The organism is Candidatus Poriferisodalis sp. (assembly GCF_965208555.1).
Lineage (GTDB): Bacteria > Actinomycetota > Acidimicrobiia > Acidimicrobiales > Poriferisodalaceae > Poriferisodalis.
The window spans coordinates 3,219,680-3,239,204 of record NZ_OZ242342.1; the positions used below are offsets into that span (position 1 = coordinate 3,219,680).

Annotated in this window: 19 protein-coding genes; 13 read left to right on the forward strand and 6 right to left on the reverse strand. The window is 68.4% G+C overall.

What is annotated here, in order from left to right:
• The first annotated feature begins 11 nt into the window (after positions 1-11).
• Positions 12-821 carry a methyltransferase domain-containing protein gene (locus ACOGXE_RS14760; RefSeq protein WP_419864485.1) on the forward strand — a complete coding sequence of 270 codons (810 nt, stop codon included), beginning with the start codon at positions 12-14 and terminating at the stop codon, positions 819-821.
• Between the two features lie 19 nt (positions 822-840).
• On the opposite strand, the gene ACOGXE_RS14765 is transcribed toward ACOGXE_RS14760, so the two are convergent.
• On the reverse strand, positions 841-1,767 hold the full coding sequence (locus tag ACOGXE_RS14765) for a carbohydrate kinase family protein (RefSeq protein ID WP_419931655.1): 927 nt from the start codon (positions 1,765-1,767) through the stop codon (positions 841-843).
• A 75-nt stretch (positions 1,768-1,842) separates the two neighbouring features.
• On the opposite strand from ACOGXE_RS14765, the gene ACOGXE_RS14770 reads away from it, so the two are divergent.
• Positions 1,843-3,438 carry an AMP-binding protein gene (locus tag ACOGXE_RS14770; protein WP_419931656.1) on the forward strand — a complete coding sequence of 532 codons (1,596 nt, stop codon included), beginning with the start codon at positions 1,843-1,845 and terminating at the stop codon, positions 3,436-3,438.
• A 3-nt stretch (positions 3,439-3,441) separates the two neighbouring features.
• Here the strand turns inward: ACOGXE_RS14770 and ACOGXE_RS14775 are convergent, their stop codons facing one another.
• Complete coding sequence (locus ACOGXE_RS14775) at positions 3,442-4,041, reverse strand: HhH-GPD-type base excision DNA repair protein (protein ID WP_419931657.1); 600 nt, start codon at positions 4,039-4,041, stop codon at positions 3,442-3,444.
• Here ACOGXE_RS14775 and ACOGXE_RS14780 point away from each other — a divergent pair.
• From ACOGXE_RS14780 to ACOGXE_RS14795, 4 genes are all read left to right on the forward strand, one after another.
• The gene (locus ACOGXE_RS14780; protein WP_419931658.1) at positions 4,040-4,525 is read left to right on the forward strand and encodes a hypothetical protein; all 486 of its coding nucleotides are present in this window, start codon (positions 4,040-4,042) and stop codon (positions 4,523-4,525) included. The two genes, ACOGXE_RS14775 and ACOGXE_RS14780, sit on opposite strands and share 2 nt — an antisense overlap.
• 81 nt (positions 4,526-4,606) lie before the next feature.
• Entirely contained in the window at positions 4,607-5,092 is a 486-nt protein-coding gene (locus ACOGXE_RS14785; protein ID WP_419931659.1) for an HIT family protein, read from the forward strand.
• Complete coding sequence (locus ACOGXE_RS14790) at positions 5,092-6,081, forward strand: hypothetical protein (RefSeq protein ID WP_419931660.1); 990 nt, start codon at positions 5,092-5,094, stop codon at positions 6,079-6,081. Before ACOGXE_RS14785 ends, ACOGXE_RS14790 begins: the two co-directional genes overlap by 1 nt.
• An 82-nt stretch (positions 6,082-6,163) precedes the next feature.
• A complete protein-coding gene (locus ACOGXE_RS14795; protein ID WP_419931661.1) occupies positions 6,164-7,591 on the forward strand; it encodes an NAD-dependent succinate-semialdehyde dehydrogenase in 1,428 nt (475 codons plus the stop codon).
• A gap of 36 nt (positions 7,592-7,627) precedes the next feature.
• Here the strand turns inward: ACOGXE_RS14795 and ACOGXE_RS14800 are convergent, their stop codons facing one another.
• On the reverse strand, positions 7,628-8,422 hold the full coding sequence (locus ACOGXE_RS14800) for a class II aldolase/adducin family protein (RefSeq protein WP_419931662.1): 795 nt from the start codon (positions 8,420-8,422) through the stop codon (positions 7,628-7,630).
• A gap of 136 nt (positions 8,423-8,558) precedes the next feature.
• Here ACOGXE_RS14800 and ACOGXE_RS14805 point away from each other — a divergent pair, with 136 nt between their 5' ends.
• The 6 genes from ACOGXE_RS14805 (at position 8,559) to ACOGXE_RS14830 (ending at position 16,427) form a co-directional block, all read left to right on the forward strand.
• Positions 8,559-10,802: a CoA transferase gene (locus ACOGXE_RS14805; protein WP_419931663.1), complete on the forward strand. Its 2,244-nt coding sequence runs from the start codon at positions 8,559-8,561 to the stop codon at positions 10,800-10,802.
• 52 nt (positions 10,803-10,854) lie between these two features.
• Entirely contained in the window at positions 10,855-13,209 is a 2,355-nt protein-coding gene (locus ACOGXE_RS14810) for a xanthine dehydrogenase family protein molybdopterin-binding subunit (RefSeq protein WP_419931664.1), read from the forward strand.
• 28 nt (positions 13,210-13,237) lie between these two features.
• Positions 13,238-14,533, forward strand: coding sequence for an O-acetylhomoserine aminocarboxypropyltransferase (locus tag ACOGXE_RS14815; RefSeq protein ID WP_419931665.1), 1,296 nt, complete (start codon positions 13,238-13,240; stop codon positions 14,531-14,533).
• Positions 14,534-14,536: 3 nt separating this feature from the next.
• Positions 14,537-15,367 carry an alpha/beta fold hydrolase gene (locus ACOGXE_RS14820; RefSeq protein WP_419931666.1) on the forward strand — a complete coding sequence of 277 codons (831 nt, stop codon included), beginning with the start codon at positions 14,537-14,539 and terminating at the stop codon, positions 15,365-15,367.
• A gap of 83 nt (positions 15,368-15,450) precedes the next feature.
• On the forward strand, positions 15,451-15,990 hold the full coding sequence (locus ACOGXE_RS14825; RefSeq protein ID WP_419931667.1) for an FAS1-like dehydratase domain-containing protein: 540 nt from the start codon (positions 15,451-15,453) through the stop codon (positions 15,988-15,990).
• A gap of 14 nt (positions 15,991-16,004) precedes the next feature.
• A complete protein-coding gene (locus ACOGXE_RS14830; RefSeq protein ID WP_419931668.1) occupies positions 16,005-16,427 on the forward strand; it encodes a MaoC/PaaZ C-terminal domain-containing protein in 423 nt (140 codons plus the stop codon).
• An 87-nt stretch (positions 16,428-16,514) separates the two neighbouring features.
• On the opposite strand, the gene ACOGXE_RS14835 is transcribed toward ACOGXE_RS14830, so the two are convergent.
• On the reverse strand, positions 16,515-17,771 hold the full coding sequence (locus ACOGXE_RS14835) for an acyl-CoA dehydrogenase family protein (protein ID WP_419931669.1): 1,257 nt from the start codon (positions 17,769-17,771) through the stop codon (positions 16,515-16,517).
• A gap of 169 nt (positions 17,772-17,940) precedes the next feature.
• Here ACOGXE_RS14835 and ACOGXE_RS14840 point away from each other — a divergent pair, with 169 nt between their 5' ends.
• Positions 17,941-18,489: a DsbA family oxidoreductase gene (locus ACOGXE_RS14840; protein ID WP_419933535.1), complete on the forward strand. Its 549-nt coding sequence runs from the start codon at positions 17,941-17,943 to the stop codon at positions 18,487-18,489.
• 42 nt (positions 18,490-18,531) lie between these two features.
• Here the strand turns inward: ACOGXE_RS14840 and ACOGXE_RS14845 are convergent, their stop codons facing one another.
• Together ACOGXE_RS14845 and ACOGXE_RS14850 are read right to left on the reverse strand one after the other, a co-directional pair.
• Positions 18,532-18,975, reverse strand: a complete 444-nt coding sequence (locus tag ACOGXE_RS14845) for a rhodanese-like domain-containing protein (protein ID WP_419931670.1) — start codon at positions 18,973-18,975, stop codon at positions 18,532-18,534.
• Between the two features lie 96 nt (positions 18,976-19,071).
• Complete coding sequence (locus ACOGXE_RS14850; protein ID WP_419931671.1) at positions 19,072-19,482, reverse strand: VOC family protein; 411 nt, start codon at positions 19,480-19,482, stop codon at positions 19,072-19,074.
• Positions 19,483-19,525 lie beyond the last annotated feature (43 nt).

A 19,525-nucleotide genomic window follows, 5' to 3' on the forward strand; every position in this document is an offset into this window, starting at 1 on the left:
ACGCTGCCGCCGTGACCGGCGGAGACGTGTACACCCACGGCCATCAGCCCGCGGTGGTGGCCCAGCATGCGAGGCGTACCGCTGAGGACTGTGCGGCATTCGTGCGTCACGTGATCGAGCCGGACTCCCGGATCCTCGATGTCGGCTGCGGTCCGGCCTCGATCACCGTCGGCTTGGCTCGATGGGCTGAGCGCGGCCACGTCATCGGCATCGAAGTGACTGACGAGATCCTGGCGACTGCCGCGGCCACGGTCGCTGAAGCCGGCGTCGCGAATGTGACGCTGGCGAACGAGTCGGTGTACGAGCTGCCGTTCGACGACAGCAGCTTCGATGTGGCCTATGCACACCAGGTCTGCCAGCACCTGTCCGACCCGGTGGCGGCGATCTCCGAGATGGCCCGGGTGGTCCGCCCAGGCGGCTGGGTGGCAGTGCGCGACTCGGACTACTCGACGATGCGGGGTTATCCCTCAAGCACCGAGATCACACGATGGCGAGAGGTGTACCGGCAGGTCTGCCGCCACAACGACGCCGAACCCGATGCCGGCCGGCATCTGTTTGCGTGGTTCCGCGCCGCGGGCCTGCCCGAGGTGCAGATGTCGGCGTCGGTGTGGCAGTTCTGGACGCCCGAGACGCGGCGCAATTGGGGTTACTCGTGGGCCGATCGGTGCCTGAACACGAGCTTCGCTCGCCAAGCCGTCGACTACGGCTACGCGACGTCAGCCGAGATGGAACAGATTGCCGCCGGCTGGCGAGCGTGGGCCGACCATCCAGACGGCTACTTCCACTTCATTCACAGCGAGGCACTGGCGCAGGTCGCCTGAGCCCGCAGCGGCCTGCGTGCTACCCGCCGCTCCGGTGTGCCGTGACTGCCGTCTCCAGAGCGCGGGCAGTGGGCGGGTCTGCGCCTGCGCGCGTGCAGGTGAGTGCGGCTGCCGCGGCTGCACGTTCTGCGATGTCTCGCCATTGCCCCAGTTCGAGCGCGGCGAATGCAGTCCGGTCGGCACCAAGCAGCTCCCACAGCGAGGCAAGCACAGTGCCCACGAACGAGTCGCCGGCGCCGACAGTGTCGACGACATCGACCTGCGGGGCCGTCACATCGAGCTGGCCCTCGGCTGTGAACACGGTGACGCCGCCCTTGCCGCGGGTGACGATCACCGTCGCGACGTGGCCGGCAAGCAGCTCAGCGGCGCAGTCCTCGGCGGCACGCCTGGGCCAGATCCACTCCAGGTCCTCATCGGAGGCCCGGTAGAGGTCGGCCGAATGCAGCCAGCGCTGGTGGAAACGATCCCACCGATCTCGATCCTCGATGATGGCGGGCCGGACATTGGGGTCGAGCGAGACGAGGCCGTCATGACGCTCGGCCAGCGAGGCCAGCACTCCGGCGGTGCGCCCGCGGAACATCCCGAGCGTGCCGCCATGCAGGATGTGAGACCCTTCGTCAAGAACGGTGAGGTCCGCCGCTTCGAGAGCCGTGTCGGCGGTGCTGTCTCCTTCGAAGCGGAACGAAGGATGCGGCGTCAAGCTGATGATCGCTCTTGCCGTGGGTTCTGCGCCCCGCTCGCACGCCCGCAGGTCGACGCCGCTGCCTTGCAAGTGGCGCCAGATGAGCTGGCCTGCACCGTCGGTGGACACCCGTCCCACGAATGCGCTCGGTGCCCCCAGGCGCGCCGCGGCGATGGCGGCATTCATCGGACCGCCCCCGGGTACGGCACGCGATTCGTCTCCGTCGAGCACGTCCACCAGTGCTTCGCCGCAGCAGACGATCACCGTCGGGACTCCATCGGGGCAGTCTCGCTGGCAGCGGCCATGAAACGGCAGGTGTCAACCGCGAGACTGTCCGCCGTGGACAGCACGATTCCCGACAACTACCCCGCGCTGGTGGAACGGGCCGCAGCAGCGTTCGGCGACACAGAGGCGATTCGCGACGGCGACATGTCGATGACATACACCGAGTTGGCCCACCGCACCGCCGAATGTGCGGCGGCCCTCGTGGCCAATGGCCTCGAGCCGGGTGACGCCGTCGGCCTGTGGGCACCGAACGCGTGGGAATGGGTGATCGCGGCCATGGGAACGCTGCGGGCGGGCGGCGTCATCGTGCCGGTCAACACGCGTTTCCGGGGTCGTGAGGCGGCGTACGTGCTCGATCGGGCGCGGGCGAAGCTGCTGTTCACCGTGGTGGGGTTCCTCGGGTACGACTACGTGCGCGACCTTGAGGCCGCCGCGGCCGAGGGTCACACCGTCGATTCGCTGGAACGCACGGTAATCCTGCGCGGTGACACCCCGCCGGGCACGACCTCGTTCGAGGACTTCGTCACTGCGGCGACGGCAGCGGGACACGAAGAGGCCGCCCGCCGTGCCGCGGTCGCCGCCGGCGACGACCTCGGGCTGGTGATGTTCACCTCCGGCACGACCGGGCTGCCCAAGGGCGTCATGATCCGGCCGGGGGCGATCATTCGCGGCTTCAGCCAGTACGCCGACGAACTGGGCATGCGTCAGGGCGACCGCATGCTGGTCATCAACCCGTTCTTCCATGCGTTCGGATTCTGCGGATCCATCACGCCCTGCATCGTGCGGGGTGCGACGATCCTGCCGCATCCGGTCTTCGACGTAGAAGCAGTGCTGGCTCGAATCGAGTCCGAGCGCATCACGGTGCTGCCGGGCCCGCCGGCGATCTTCCAGTCGATGGTCAACTTCGCCGGTCTCGACGACTACGACACGTCCAGTCTGCGCTCAGCCGTCACTGGCGCCGCCACCGTCCCCGTCGAGACCGTCGTAGCGATGCGCGAGCGGCTCGGATTCGAGACGGCGATCACCGCATTCGGCATGACCGAGACGCACGGCATCGCCACCATCTGTTCAGCAGGCGATCCTCCCGAGCTGGTGGCTTCCACGAGCGGCAAGGCGCTGCGGGGCATCGAGCTGCGGGTCGTGAACGACGACGGCGAAGACGTGCCGACCGGCGAACCCGGCGAACTGCTGATACGCGGCTATTGCGTGACGACGGGCTACTTGGACGATCCCGAACAGACCAAGAAGGCGATCGACGCAGACGGGTGGCTTCACAGCGGCGACATCTGCGTGATGAACGAGCACGGCTACATCGACATCACTGACCGCAAGAAGGACATGTACATCAACGGCGGCTTCAACGTGTACCCCGCCGAGGTGGAGAACGTCATGTCCGAGCACCCGCTGATCGGCCAGGTCGCCGTGGTGGGGGTGCCTGATGAGCGGCTCGGCGAAGCCGGCGCTGCGTTCGTGGTGCCGTCGCCTGCGGGGGCGCCCGATGCTGACGAGCTGCGTGCGTGGTGCCGCGAGCAGATGGCCAACTACAAGGTGCCCCGGTACTTCTGGAACGTGGAAGCGCTGCCGCTGAACCCCTCCAACAAGGTGCTCAAGACTGAGCTGCGCGACTGGGCCGCCGACCGGCTGGCCTGAAGCTCAGTCCTGCTTGGACTTGCCGGCGGCCTTCTGGTTCTTCTTCCAGATGCGGACCTCGGCGAGGGCATCGGGGCCATCGATGTCGGCCACTGAACGCGGGTGGCGGTCGGCGAACGGACCAGCCACGGCTTTCCAGCCGCGGGGTGCAACGCCGAAGCGCTTGGCAAGGATCGCCACGAAGATCTTGGCCTTCTCGTCGCCGTAGCCGGGGAGGGCCCGCAGCCGGTCGTACAGCGCCTTGCCGCTGCGCACATCGGCCCAGATGGCGCCCGCGTCACTGTCGTAGTGCTCGACGAGGTGGCGGGCCAAGTCGCCGCAGCGCTTCGCCATCGACCCAGGGAATCGGTGCAGCGCCGGCTTTTCCTTGAACGCCGCTTCAAGCTCGTCGGGATCCATCTCGGCGATGGCAGTGGCGGAGAAGCGGTCACCGAGCCGCTCGGCAAGCAGGGCCGGTCCCATGAAGGCTTTTTCCATGGGGATCTGCTGGTCCAGCATCATCCCGAGCAGCAGTGCGAACGGGTCATCCAGCACCAGCTGATCGGCCACCGGGTCGCCCGTGACCGCCAGCGTTCCCCGATCATCGCCCATACTGCTTGCCATGGAGGCGCACGCTACCTTCGAACACGATCAGAGATTGTCCGAGCGGATGCGTCACTTCGTAGTGCCGGGAATCATCCTGATCGCGGCAATCGAGGCCGCGGTGATTCTCTTTGTCGTGTCGCTCACGGGGTCGGGACTGGTCGGCATAGTGCTCGCGGCGCTGGCGATTCTGGCTTCGCTGGTGCTGGCGCTCTCGATGCGGGTGCGCATACAAGTCGACGACGGGCTCTACAGCCTTCAGCTCTGGCCATTCCCTTTCCGGTCGAGGGTCCCGAGAGAATCGATCACGCTGGCCTACGTGCGGGAGGTGCGGCCGCTCAGGCAGTACGGAGGCTGGGGCGTCAGGACCAGGCGCCGCGATGTCCTCTATTCGGTCGGCGGCACCACGGCAGTCACGGTCGAATTCCACCGAAACGGCACACCCCGCAAGCTGTCCGTGACCACTGACCGTTCCGACGAACTCCTCGCAGCCCTGTCCGCATAGCTGCGCAGAGCCTTCAACTGCGTAGAGACGCTCGCGGAGGAGCCAGACGGACGATTGGCGTCAGGGTGAACGTTGGACAGAATGCCGGTCGTGGGGGAGTGCGTGTTCTGCCGGATCGTGGCTGGTGCTGAGCCGTGCCACGTCGTCTACGAGGACGAACGCCATTTTGGATTCTTGGACGTATTCCCCAACACCGAAGCGTTCAGCGTGGTGATCACCAAGCAGCACCTCGCCAGCGATATTGCACGCGCCGACAGCCAGATGGCCGCGGGACTGTTCGAGGCAGCCCGCCGTGTTGCGGCCAAGATCGCGGACGCCTACGACGACGTTGACCGCTGCGCCATCGTGTTCGAAGGGATGATGATCGATCACCTGCACGCCAAGGTCATCCCGTTGCACCGCACCGCCGGCGTGCCGCCCGGCCCCGAGCCGGAGACGACTGCCCGCAGCCAGCAGTACTTTGAGGCATACCCCGGCTACGTGACCACCGAGATCGCAGCCAGCCGGGCAGACGACGAGCACTTGGCTGCGATCGCCGCCAAGGTCAATGCGAAGGGCATGCGCTGATGGGTGAGGCAGTTCCGTTTCCGCAGAGCCAGCCGCGGGGATATGCATGGCTGGACGGCGAGCCGGCGTTCGACCCGGCCCAGCATCTGCAGTTGGAAGAGCCCGCAGAGGTGCTGATGCTGGCCGATCTGGGCTACGACGACGCCGAGATCGCCACGAAGGCCACGCCGGTGGCGCTGTCGTTGCCGTTCCGCATGCTCAGCGACGAAGGCGCGGCGATCATGCTGGAGACGGCCCGCCGCCTGCGCTGTTTCACCCGCCCGGCGGGGGAGCGGATCGAGCGGACCGTGCGCGGCGGCTGCTACCGCTCACGCTGGCTGCGCGACCTGTGCCTGAGCCCCGAGGTGACGGCGCATCTTGAGGCGATCTACGGCATCGAGATCGCCCCGCACCCGATGCCGGTGCATCTCGGCCACCTCAACTACGAGCCGTCGCAGATCGACGTCGGCATCGACAAATGGCATCACGACACGCTGCCGCTCGACTACGTGCTGGCGGTGACCGATCCGGCCGAGGTCGCCGGCGGGCGGTTCGAGTGGTTCGAGGGGACCAAGCACGAAGCCGCCGCGCTGGCCGACGCGGACGAGCCGGTGCCGGCAGAACGCACGGTGGCTCCTGAATTCCCAGGGCCCGGCTACGCCGTCGCACTGCACGGCGACATGGTGGTGCACCGCGCCGGCCCGCTTGACGAGCTGTGCGAGCGCATCTCGATGGTCAACGGCTACGTGTCCCTGGACACCACCGCCGACGAGCAGAGCCGCACCAAGAACCTCGTCGGCGTTGACGACCACGAGACGCTGTGGACCGAGTGGGCCAAGTTCGCGGCCTGGCGCAGCAAGGATCGCCTCGCCCATCTCATCGACGAACTGGAGTTCACCCCGGACCGCGATGCGGTCATCGCCCAGCTCGAAGACGCCATCGGCGACGCGCAGCGAGCCATCGACGAGATGCGCGCCGGCGAGAAGGGCCTGCTGCACTACGGCGGCTGACCAGCAGCCTCGCTGTTCGAATCGCAGAACCCAGAAGCACACGGCGGCGCGCAATGAGCGGTTGATTTGCGATGCTGGCGTGATGCAAACGCAGATGCTCATCGGAGGCGATTGGCGGGGGGCCGCCGGCGGCGAGCTGATCGACGTCATCGACCCGGCCACTGGCGACACAGCTGCAGGCGTCGCAGCCGGAACACCCGCGGACGCGGTGGCCGCATGCGATGCGGCCGCGGCAGCGCAGCCCGGATGGGCGGCCACTGCGCCGCGAGTCAGGTCCGAAGTCCTGCGGGACGCTCACCGCATCCTTGTCGAGCACACCGACGAGCTGGCCGACCTCATCACACTGGAGAACGGCAAGCCCCGTGCCGACGCCATCGGCGAGGTCGCCTACGCCGCGGAGTTCTTCCGCTGGAACGCCGAGGAGGCGGTGCGCATCCACGGCTCGATCAGCGTCGCCCCGTCTGGTGCCAACCGCATCATCACCCGTCACCCTCCCGTCGGCGTCGTGGCGATGATCACGCCCTGGAACTTCCCGGCGGCCATGATCACTCGCAAGCTCGCCCCGGCCCTCGCAGCGGGCAACGCGGTGGTCATCAAGCCGCCCCGCGAAGCGCCGCTCACCTCGCTGCGGGTCGCCGAGCTGCTGGGCGAGGCAGGTGTGCCGCCTGGCGTCGTCAATCTGGTGCCCACCGCCAACTCCGGGGCCTGGCTCGATGCCGTCGTCGACCATCGGGCAGTGCGGATGCTGTCATTCACCGGCTCCACCGAAGTCGGCAGAGTCTTGCTGAAGCGCTGCGCCGACCGAGTGCTCAAGGTGGTGATGGAGCTGGGCGGCAATGCCCCGTTCGTCGTGTTCGCCGACGCCGACCTGGAGGCAGCTACTGCCGGTGCCATGGTCGCCAAGATGCGTCACTCCGCCGAGACCTGCACGGCCGCCAATCGATTCTTCGTGGAAGCGCCCGCTCACGACGAGTTCGTCGAACGGCTGGCGGCGGCCATGGGTGCCATGAAGGTCGGCAAAGGCAGCGACCCCGACGTCACTTGCGGACCGATGATCAACGCCGCCTCGGTGGAGAACATCGACCGCCTGGTTCGCTCAGCGGTCGACGGGGGAGCGACGGCCGTCACCGGCGGCTCATCCATTGACGGACCGGGGTTCTTCTATGAGCCGACCGTGCTCGGTGGCGTGGAAGCTGGCGCACCCATCACCCGCGAGGAGATCTTCGGGCCGGTCGCGCCGATCTCCAGCTTCACCGATACCGACGCCATGATCGCAGCGGCCAACGACACCGAGATGGGTCTCATCGGCTACGTGTACACGCAGGACTTGGCGAAGGGTCTCGCGGTCAGCGAGCGCATCGAGGCCGGCATGATCGGGCTGAACCGCGGTGCCGTGTCGGACCCGGCTGCGCCCTTCGGCGGCATGAAGCAGTCGGGCCTGGGCCGCGAGGGTGCCAGCGAGGGCATCTACGAGTTCTGCGAGACGCAGTACATCGCCGCGGAGTGGTAGGCGGCGCAAGCCGCGCCGAGGGATCGGCGCCGACGCTCAGTCGAGGAAGCTGGGATCTCGCTCGAGCACTTTGTCGTAGATCGGCTGGTAGCTGAACCAGCCGGCCAGCGGGCTGCCCGTCTGCGACGCCGTGAGCTTGGCCGATTCGTGGCGGATCGGGATCGGCGTGCCGGCAGCCTCAGCCAGCAGCTGGCTCTGGCAGGTCCGCTCCATGGTGATGAACCACCACGCCGCCTCGTCGACGGTGCGACCGACGGTGAGGAGGCCGTGGTTCTGCAGGATCACGGCCTTGCAGCTGCCTAGCGCTTGCCCGATGCGCTTGCCCTCGGAGGTGTCGAGCACCACGCCGGTGAAGTCGTCGAACAGGGCGTGGTCCTCGTAGAAGGCGCACGCGTCCTGGGTCAGCGGGTCGAGCAGGCGGCCCAGGCTCGACCACGTCTTGCCGTAGAGCGAATGGGTGTGCGCTGCGGCCACGACGTCAGGCCGTGCTTTGTGCACTTCGCTGTGAATGGCGAAGGCGGCTTGGTTCAGCGGGTAGCGGCCCTCGACGATGTTGCCGTCGTGATCCACCAGCAGCAGGTCGGACACCTTGATCTGACCGAAACCCACGCCGAAGGGGTTGACCCAGAAATGATCGGTCAATTCGGGATCGCGGGCGGTCACATGGCCGGCTACGCCCTCCTCGAAGCCGAACAGCGAGAACGCCCGGTACACCGACGCGAGGCGCTCCTTGCGATGCTGGCGCTCGGCCTCGATCGTGTCGAAGCTCGGCGCCTGCGGCATCGGGATCTCGGTGAATGGATCTGCGGTGGAGTCGGCTGTCGTCGTCACGGCGATCATCGTACGACGCTCAGGCTGCCTCGGCCGGAGAGCGGTGCTCTGCACGTCGCCCCGCCCGCATGAGCTCCACTGCGTCGTTCGCGGTGCGTCGGGCGGGCTTGCGAGCGGTCCCCCTACAGTCGCGCCGGTGAGCACAGCTGTGGCGGCCCGAGACGGCGGGGCACCTGTGCGCTGCCTCGAAGGCGTGCGGGTGGTGGAGATGGCGACTGGTATCGCGGGACCGTACGCAGCACGCTTCCTGGCCGACCAGGGCGCTGATGTGGTGAAGGTGGAACCGCCCGGCGGCGATCCGTACCGCAGCGATCCGGGATTCCAGGCAGTGAGCCGGAACAAGCGCTCGGTGGTGCCCGACGGCATCGAATGGGAACGGGCCCCGCTCCCAGCCGGGGTCGACGGGGCGCCAGCGCAACTGCCCGGCATTCTGCGGCCGACTGCCGAGTCGATCGCTGCGCCAGCGCTCGCCGCGTTGCTGGGCGGCGCAGATCTCGTCTTCGTGCCCGACGGCCCGACTGCGTCAGCCGCGCGCCGGATTGCGCCGGGTGCAGTGATCATCTCGTGCCCGACGTGGGGCGACAGCGGGCCCTACGCGACCCGCACGGGCACCCCGTCACAGGTCGCCGCGGTCACCGGCATCGGCTGGAACCAGATCAGCTATTCGGAGGGGCCAGTCGAGCTGGTGGTGCCGTTGGCCTCGTACGGAGCCGGAATGCTGGGGGCGATGGCGGCCGCAGCGGGCCTGTACGCACGGCGCGCCCACGGCGCAGCGCCCACGTACACGGTCTCGGAGGTGTCCGGCTCGGGTGCGATGCAGATCGGCGACTTCGAGGTGCCCGAGATGGCCGACCTCGACCGGGACGGCTCGTGCCCGCTGGGCTCAGCCGGCCGGCTGCCGGTGTACCGCTTGTTCCGGGCCGCCGACGATCGGTGGATGTTCGTGGCCTGCGGGACGCTGCCGTTCTACGTCGCGATGCTGCGAGCAATCGGCCGCGAGGACTTGCTGGGCGACGAGCGCTTCGGTGACCCGCCGTGGGGACTGCTGGACCTCGAACCGCTCGCAGAGATCACGCCGATCCTGGAGCAGGCTTTCGCAGCCCGGCCGCTCGCCGAGTGGCTGGAGGTCTTCGCTGCGCATGACGTGCCGTGCCAGCCGACGCAGACCCGCGAGGAGTTCGTGAGCTCGGCGCTTGCGCAGGCCAACGGGCTCGTGACAACAGTCGAGCATCCGGAACTCGGGACGGTGCGCACCCCGCCCCAGCCGATGTGGATCGACGATTGCGACGAGGTCGCCTTGCAGCCGGCCCCGCGACTGGGCGAGCACACCGCCGAGGTCGAAGCCGAGCTGGACGGCGGGGCGTGGCCGCCCCAGCCGGCACCGGATCCACCGATGCCGGCCACGGCGCCGCTGCGCGGTGTGAAGGCAGTCGATCTGAGTTCGTTCATCGCCGGGCCGGTCATCACCCGCCATCTGGCGATGCTCGGCGCAGAGGTCACCAAGATCGAGCAGCCCGGCGGCGACCCGTTCCGCGTGCTCGGGCCCTACTTCAACGGCTGGAACCAGTCGAAGCGCTCCATCTGCCTCGACCTGAAGGACGCAGCCGACCACGAGGTCATGGCGCAGCTCGTCGCCGAGGCCGATGTCATCGTGGAGAACTTCCGCCCCGGCGTCGCGGCCCGCCTCGGCGTCGCCGATGAGGACCTGCGGCGCATCCGGCCAGATGCCGTGCTGGTCAAAAGCCCGGGCTATGGCCGCGACGAGTCCATGGCGGACGTGCCGGCTTTCGATCCGCTGCTGCAGGCTCTCGGCGGGATCATGGTCGCGCAGGGCGGCGATGACGAGCCGGTGTTCCTGACTGTGCCGGTCCACGACGCCGCCACGCCGATGATCGCGGCGTTCGGCGTGCTGTGCTCGCTGTACCGGCGCGTGGCCGACGGCGTGGGCCGAACCGTGCGCACATCGCTCACCCAGACCGTCATGGCGGCTCAGGCTGCCGAGTTCGTTTCCTTCGAGGGGCGGCCGCCCGCCCTCGCAGGCGGCATGGACTACCGGGGAGCCGGCCCCGACCGCACCTACCTGGAGGTGCCGGGTGCCGGCGGCCCCGAGTGGTTCTGGCGCCAGTCGACGCCGGAAGGCACCAGCGAACTGCCAGCCGAGCGGCGCGGCTTCGTGGGCGCAGCGGTCGCACTCCAGAACAGCCACGTGGTGGAGTTGCCCGAGACCGAATGGGGACCCATGACCCAGGTCGGCTCGCTCGTCGGCGGCATCGAGGTGGCGATGCGCCGGGCGCCCTTCCTCGATGAGCATCGGGCGGAGGTCGAGGCGGAGCTCGCAGCGCTCCCGGGCGCGGGCGCGCCGTCTGCCGCCGCCGACTGAGGCTCGCCGGGTGCGGCTCGAAGACGCGAATCAACCTCGGTACGGTGACGGCATGGCGACGGCGCGACTCGCTTCCGAGGACCTGCCGATGCTGCGCGGCGAGGCGGCCTTCACTGCCGACCTGCCACAGCCCGACGGCTGCCTGCACGCCGCCTTCGTGCGTTCGACGGTGGCCCATGGCGAGCTGCGCAACGTCGATCTCCGCGAGGCTGAGCGGGCGCCCGGAGTCGTTGCCGTGCTCGATGCAGCGCTGCTCGACCTGGAGCCGCTGGAGTACTACCGGGCCACCACGCTCGGCGGTCGCATGGCCCGGCCGCTGCTGGCGACTGAACGGGTCCGCTTCGTCGGCGAGCCGATCGCCGTCGTGCTGGCCGACTCGCCCGCCCGCGCACTCGACGCGGCGGAACTGGTTGCTGTCGAGATCGATGAGCTGCCCGCGGTCATCGACGTCGAGCGCGCCGCCACAGACGACGTGCTGCTGTTCGGTGATGCCGACACCAACGTGGTGCGCCCGCTGGACAGTCCCACCGAGGGCGGTTTCCTGTCCGAACCGTCCAGCGTCGACAACCCTGCAGCGCCCCCTGCCCAGCCCGGCGAGGACCCGTGTGCGGGTGCTCACTGCGTGGTGCAGCTGACCTGCGAGAACGACCGGATCACCTCACTGCCGATCGAGCCGTGCGCCATCGTCGCGACGCCGTTCGAGCTGATCCGCGGCACGCCGCTGGCTGAAGGTGCATCACCCGACTGCGAGCTGGACATCTGGAGCACCGGCCAGGGTGTGCACAGCGCCCCGTACCTGTACCGGCGCCTGCTGGGCATCCCGGTCACAGCGGTGCGGGTACGCGAGCCGCACGTCGGCGGCGGCTTCGGCGGTCGCGGCGACCCGATGCCGGAGTTCTTCGTGGTGGCGCGGGCCGCCCAGCTGTTGGAACGCCCGGTGCGCTGGGTGCAGAGCCGCCAGGAGCAGTTCGTCTCGATGCCTTACGGGCGCGGTCAGCGGCACCGCATCCGCATGGGATTCGACCCTGACGGACACATCATCGGCATCGACGTGGTCATGTGGTGCGACGCCGGTGCTTACCCGCACATGGCGCCGATGCTCACCGCCGCGAGTTACCGCCAGAGCACCGGCCTGTACCGGGTGCCGCGGCTGCGTTACCGCATCGGCTCCGCGGTCACGAACGCGCCGCCGACCGGCGCGTACCGCGGCGCGGGCCAGCCCGAAGTGAATGCTGCACTCGAACGAGCCATAGATGCCGGTGCCCGCGAGCTCGGTCTCGACCCGGCCGAGTTGCGCCGCCGGAACCTGCTGCGCGCCGACGAGATGCCGTTCGACACCGGCACCGGCATCACCCTCGACAGCGGCGATCCGCACCGCGCGCTCGACACTGCCCAACAGCTCATCGACGTCGAGCGCTGGCAGACGCTGGCAGCTGAGCGTCGTACAGCAGGCAGCCGATCGGCACTGATCGGGATCGGCTATGGCTGCTACAGCCAGAGCGCGGGCAGCGGCGACGATCCCGACTACGCCTCGCTGGAGCTGGGCTCAGACGGGAGCGTGCTGGTGACCTGCGGCAGCCACGGTCACGGCCAAGGTCATCACAGCCTGTGGGCCCAGATCACGAGCGCCCGGGTCGGGGTCGCCGAAGGCGCCGTCCGGGTGAACGACGCCGACTCGGTGACGTCGTCCTACGGAGGCGTTACCGGCGGCTCCCGCACAGCGACGGTGCTGGGCAGCCAGATCGCCGAGGCAGCGGCCGAGCTGCGTGCCCGCATCTGCGAAGTGGCAGGAGAACTGCTTGAGGCCAGTCCTGACGACGTGGAAGTCACTCCCGATGGCGCGCACGTTGCCGGTGTGCCGTCCCGGCTGACCAGCTGGACCGACATCGCCGCCGCCGCACCAGCGGGAATCAGCGCAACGGTCACCGAGCGCCGCGCCGAGGTGACCCATCCCTACGGAACTCACGCCGCAGTCGTCGAAGTCGACGCGGAGACCGGACGCGTCGATCTCGTGGCGTTTGCCGCCGTGGACGACTGCGGACGCATGCTGTCAGAGACATCGGTCGAAGGCCAGCAGCACGGCGGCGCGGTGGCCGGCATCTCCCAGGCGCTGATGGAAGCAGGCCAGTGGGACGCCGACGGCACCCCTCGCACCACCACGCTCGTGGACTACCTGATCCCTGCCGCCGCCGATCTGCCTCCCATCAGCACAGCTCGGCTCGGCACCCCGACCGACCGCAACGAGCTGGGCACACGAGGCATCGGCGAGAACGGGGCGATTGCCGCGCCGCCGGCCGTGCAGAATGCCGTCATCGACGCGCTCGCGCACCTCGGCGTCACTCACATCGACATCCCGGTCACGCCCCAGCGAGTCTGGGAGGCCGTTCATCGACAAAGCAATGCTTGAATGCAGGCAAACGACCCCGGAGGCACCCATGGTCGAGCCGGATTTCCTGCACTTCGACACGCTGGCACTGCACGCCGGGCAACGGCCCGACCCGACCACGGGGGCTCGCGCCGTGCCCATCTACCAGACCACGTCGTTCAGCTTCACCGACACTGAGCAGGCGGCCAGCCTGTTCAACCTCGAGATTCCCGGCCACATCTACAGCCGCATCTCCAACCCGACCGTGGCAGTGCTGGAAGAGCGGATCGCCGCGCTCGAGGGCGGTGTCGGAGCCGTCTGCACGGCCAGCGGCATGGCGGCATTCCACCTGGCCTGCGCCACGATCGCCTCCGCGGGCGACCACATCGTGGCCAGCCGAAACATCTACGGCGGCACCCACAACATCCTGAGCCTCACGCTGCCCCGCTTCGGCATCACCACGACCTTCGTCGATCCCCGTGACCTCGACGCGTGGCGCGCCGCCATCCAGCCCAACACCAAGGTGCTGTTCGCCGAGACGCTCGGCAATCCCAACATCGAGGTGCTCGACGTCCCGGCGGTGGCCGCAGTGGCGCACGAGGCCGAGCTGCCGCTGATGCTCGATGCCACCTTCACCACGCCGCACCTGATGCGCCCCATCGAGCTGGGCGCTGACATCGTGATGCACAGCGCGACCAAGTTCCTCGGCGGGCACGGCGTGGCGATCGGCGGTGTCGTGGTGGACGGCGGCCGCTTCGACTGGGCCGCCTCGGGCAAGTTCCCGACGCTCAGCGAGCCGTATGCGGGCTACCACGGCATCGCCTTCACCGATGAGTACGGGCCCCAGGCGCTGTCGATGCGGGCCCGAGCCGAGGGTTTGCGTGACTTCGGCGCCGCCATGAGCCCGTCGGTGGCGTTCCACCTGCTGCAGGGCGTCGAGACGCTGCCGCTGCGCATGGACCGCCACGTGGCCAACACCGAGGCGGTGATCGAGTTCCTCACGTCGCACGACGCCGTGAGATGGGTGAGCCACCCGTCGGTGCCGTCGCACCCCGACTACGAGCTGGCGAAGCGGCTGCTGCCGCGGGGCGCCGGTGCGATCCTGAGCTTCGGTGTCGAAGGCGGCCGCGAGGCCGGACGGCGGTTCATCGAGGCGGTGCGGCTGGCCTCCCATCTGGCCAACGTGGGCGACGCCAAGACGCTCGTGATCCATCCCGCCAGCACCACCCACCAGCAGATGAGCGCCGACGACCTGGCCGCTGCCGGCGTGGGCGAGGACCTGGTGCGGCTGTCGGTGGGTCTCGAGCACCCCGGCGACATCATCGCTGACCTCTCACGAGCGCTTCGCGCCTCACAGAAGGGCTGAGCGATGACAGCGACTGAAGCCTTCTCGCTCGAAGTGCGCGGCCACGCTGTCGGTGTTGCCGCAGGGGGAGTGATCCCAGATGCAGCGTCGGCTGCCGAATCGCCCGTGGTGCTGCTTGTGCACGGCGCAGGCATGAACCGCACCGTGTGGCAGCTGCAGACGCGCTGGCTGGCACATCACGGCTACACCCCGCTGGCCGTCGACCTGCCGGGCCACGGCAACAGCGAGGGCGAGCCGCTCGGATCGATCGCCGAGATGGCCGACTGGCTCAGCGACACCATCACCGCCGTGGGGGAGCGGCTCGATTGCACCCAGGTCCGTCTCGTCGGCCATTCGATGGGGTCGCTCGTCTGCACCGAAGCGGCCGCGGCCGATCACGATCGCGTTGCCCGGCTGGTGCTGATGGGCACCGCGGCGGGAATGCCCGTCCATCCGGCGCTGCTGGGTGCCGCCGAGCAGAACGAACTGCTGGCACCGGAGCTCATGACAGCATGGGGGCATGGCAACCGTGCGCACGTCGCGACCAACCCCACGCCCGGACTCTGGATGCTCGGCGGCAGCGTGGCCTTGCTGGAACGCGCCGATGACGGTGTGATCCACGCCGACCTGTCTGCCTGCGCTGCCTACGATGCCGGCGACGTCGCTGCCCGAGTCCAATGCCCGGTCACGGTCATCGTCGGCAGCGAGGACAAGATGACGCCGCCCCGTGCAGCAGGGGCGCTGATCGCCGACTTTGCCGACTGCGATGTCGTTCACCTCGCGGGTGCCGGCCACATGATGATGAACGAGGACCCGGCAGCTGTCCGCAACGCGCTGGCGAGGGCTCTGGCCTGAGCGGTTCGGCTGCGCCGTGTGTGCGCGGCTGCCATCATGTGCCGGCGGCAAACTGACGCAATCTGCCGCAAAAGGAGCCGGACATGGCAGTCGAGCGATTTCCCGTGGAGGCCTCGCACATCCTGATGTTCGCGAGGTCCATCGGCGACACGAATCCGATCTACAGCGACCCCGAGTACGCGGCCGGCACCGAGGTCGGCTCGATCATCGCGCCGCCGACCTTCGCGCAGTCGAGCGCGCAGTTCGACCCCGACTACTTCCTGCGCCCCAAGCCCGACAAGAAGTGGTTCGGCAGCGGCCGTACGGCGTCGGGAACGCTGGTGCGCGACCTGTCTGAGGCCGACGGCGACGACGTCAAAGACGAGCGCGAGGATGACAAGCAATCCGGCGCGGCTGCGGGCGGGCTGCACGCCGAGCAGCACTTCACCTATCACCGGCACCTGAGGCCCGGTGACGTGCTGCACACGGTCACCTACGACGGCGAGCGGTGGGAGAAGCAGTCCAAGCGGGCAGGCATTCTCAAGTTCTCCGAGGCCGTCACCGAGTACCGCGACGAGGACGACGAGCTGGTCATCACGGCCAAGGGCGTCGGCGTCGTCACCGAGAAGGTCATCGAGGACTAGGAAGGCAGACAGACATGGCACTCAGCGCATCGCAGCTCAGCGTCGGCGACAGCTACTCCGAGCAGATCGTCGACGACCTCACCCGCACCCAGATCGTCCAGTACGCAGGGGCATCCGGCGACTACAACCCCGTCCACACCGACGAGAAGTTCGTCACCGAGGTGGCCGGCTACCCCACGGTGTTCGCCCACGGCATGCTCACCATGGGCATGACCGGCCGCATGGTCACCAACTTCGTGGGCGACGGCCGCCTCACCTACTACGGCGTGCGGTTCACCAGCCAGGTGTGGCCAGGCGACACCCTCACCGCAAAGGCCGAGGTCGCCGACATTCGTGACGAGGACGGCCAGAAGCTGGTCGACCTCACCATCACTACCACCAACCAGGACGACCGAGCCGTCCTCACCGGCCAGGCCACCGCCCGCCTCGACGACTGAGCGGCACTAGCCCTCGGCGCGTCCAGCGCCGTACTAGCTCGTGGCCCGCTGGGCCCGGCGCTAGCCCTTGGCGCGTCCCGCGCTGTGTTAGCTCTTCGCCCGTTGGGCGAAGCCGAACAGCTTGCCGGCGACCTTGCGGATCTGGATCTCCTCTGAGCCCTCGGTGATCCGGTACCGGCGGTGGTGCCGGTAGATGTGCTCGAACGGCATGTGGCGCCCGTAGCCGTTGCCACCGCAGCTCTGCATGGCCCGATCTGCCGCATCGCAGCAGAACCGGTTGCCGCGGTAGTTGCACATGGCCACCTTGTCGGTGATCTCCATGTGGTCGACGCCCTCGTCCATCTGCCAGGCGGTCTTCCAGATAAGCGCCCGGGTCATCTCGGCCTCGGTGTAGAGCTCGGCCAGCGGGAACTGGATGGCCTGGTTCTGCGCCAGGGGCTTGCCGAACGTGGTGCGGTTCTTCACATAGTCGACGGCCACGTCGATGCAGTGCAGCCCGGCGCCCACCGATGACGCGGCCTGGCGGATCCGGTTCTCGTGCACGAACAGCTGCGCCGTCTGCAGGCCCCGGCCCTCGGTGCCCAGAATGTCGTCGTTGCTCACCCGCACATCGGTCAGCCGGACATGGGCGTGGTCGGTGGGCATGTTGAACGTCCACATGAATTTCTCGACCGCAAAGCCGGGTGTGTCCACCGGGACGATGAAGCAGGTGATGCCGTGCCCCTCGCCAGGGTTCCCCGAGGTGCGGGCGAAGATGTAGTCGTGGGTGGCGTGGTGGAGGCCGGTGTTCCAGTACTTCTCGCCGTTGATCACCCACTCGTCGCCGTCACGCACGGCCGTGGTCTCCATCCAGGTGGCGTCTGAGCCGTGCAACGGCTCGGTCAGGCCGAAGCCGATGCGGGCCTGGCCTTCCAGCATCCTGGGGATCCAGTACTCCTGCTGGGCATCTGAGCCGTAGCGCTCCATCATCAGCACGGTCGGGAAGTTGCCGATGATCGAGTTCTCGTTCTGCAAGTCGTTGTGCAATCCCAGGCCGCGGCGAGCGAGATGCTCCCGGATGATGGCCATCCCCAGGTTGGTGCCGTCGCTGCCGCCGAAGCGCTTCGGCAGGTGCCAGCGCAGGAATCCGGCCTTGTCGGCCTCCTTGCGCATCCGCACGAGCAGCGATTCCCACTCGGCATTGGGCAGGCCGTCGCGTTCCCAGTCGGTGCGCGAGTCCTCCCGGCGGTGGTCGAAGAAGCGGATGTTGTCGTCTTCGTTCTCGATGGGCTTGATGACGTCGTCGATGAACGTGTCCAGATCGTCGAGCAACTGCGCGATGTCGGCGGGGATGGTGAAGTCCATGCGCGGCAACCTACCCGGCTGCCTGTAGCCCCGCCGGATGGGCCTGTGCTGCTCCCGCCTGCATCCCAGCGGCCGTGTGCGAGGATGGACGACGGAGGTGAGCGAGATGTCGACGCCGACTTCGATGTCTGTGCTGGTGTGGTCGGACTACCTGTGACCGTGGTGCCACCTGGCACGGGCCCGGGCGGTCCGACTGGCTGAGCGTCACCACCTCGACATCACCTGGCTGGCGTACGAGATCCACCCCGAAGTGCCGCCCGAGGGCGTCGAGGTGCGCATGAGCTTCGAGCGAATCGCTGCGATGGCCGAAGCCGAAGGCATCACGTTCGTGGTGCCGAAACGCCTCCGCAACAGCGCCAAGGCGCACCAGGCCGCGCTGGCCGTCGAGCACGCCGACCCCGACGCCGGCGAGCGCTACCACGACCGGCTGTACGCCGCCTACTGGGAAGAAGAGCTCGACGTCGCTGACCCTGAGGTGCTCGTCAGCCTGGCGTCCGACGTGGCCATCGACCCAGACGTGCTGCGCCGGGTGGTGGCCGACGACGAGCTGCTGCCTGCACTGCGGGCGTCGATGGCCCGGGCGAACGAGTGGGGGATCAGCGCCACGCCGAGCTGGCTGTTCGACGGGCGACTCGTGATCCCGGGCGCGCAGGACGACGACTTCATGGCCGACGTCATCACGAGACTGCGCGAGCGACCGGCACCGCCGGCGGGCTAGGGATGCCTCACGGCTCTCGGCGCCCGGCGAGGCTCTGATCGACTAGCCGTTCGATCCGCCGCTGTTGTCATGCGGCGGCACCACGGGCAAACCGTGCTCGATCCAGCCCTCGATGCCGCCGTCTAGGTCAGTGGCCCGTGCGAAGCCCAACCGCTGCAATTGAGCCGCGGCGAGACTGGAGCTGTAGCCCTGGTTGCAGAGGATGACGAGGTGGTCATCCAAGTCTGCAGCGGTTCCCTCCGAGGCGCCCGAGTCGGGGTCGAGACGCCATTCCAGCACCAGCTGCCCGATGTGCTCAGAGCCCTCGATGACGCCGGTTCGCTCCCGGTCGTCTCGCGGCCGGATGTCGATGACGCGCAGTCGCCCGCCCTCGGCGGAACCAGCGACCGCCATCAGTTCTGCGAGCTCGGCAGGGCCGACCCGCTCCAGGCCCGAGCGCGCCTGCGCCAGCAGTTGGTGGACTGTCGTGCGCCGAGGTTCAGGCATTGCGCGGGCCTCCCATTGCTGCGCTGCAGGAGATCTTCGCAGGCTCTGTTGCACCCGCGGCACGCCGGTCCGCAGTTGCAGCCGACACTCTGGCGATCAGGCGGGATTGTCGATGAACTCCACCCAGTTGCCGTCGGGGTCTTCGACCATGCCGACCACCACGCCAGGTCGGGCTTCCAACCGTCGCCAGATGATGTTGGCCCCAGCGTCCTCGCACGCGGTCATGACCTCTTCGAAGTTGCCGACGTTGAACGTGAAGTAGCGCAGCCCGGTGGCACCGGTGATGCCGCCCGTGGCTCCGGCGGGCACGTCGGCGACGGGCACCACCAGCTTGAGCAGGCTCTTGTTCGCCCACAGCCGGTGCATCTGGGCGATGCCGACCTGCTCCATGTTCAGCGTCGCTTCGAACTCCAGCCCGAGCACGTCCCGGTAGAACGCCAGCATCTCGTCGCCGTTGTCGGTGACGATGCCCAGGTCGAAGCCTTCCTTGGTGGGTTGCAGTGCCACGTTGATCTCTTTCCTTGTCTCGGTCGGTGAGTTCGGGTTGAAG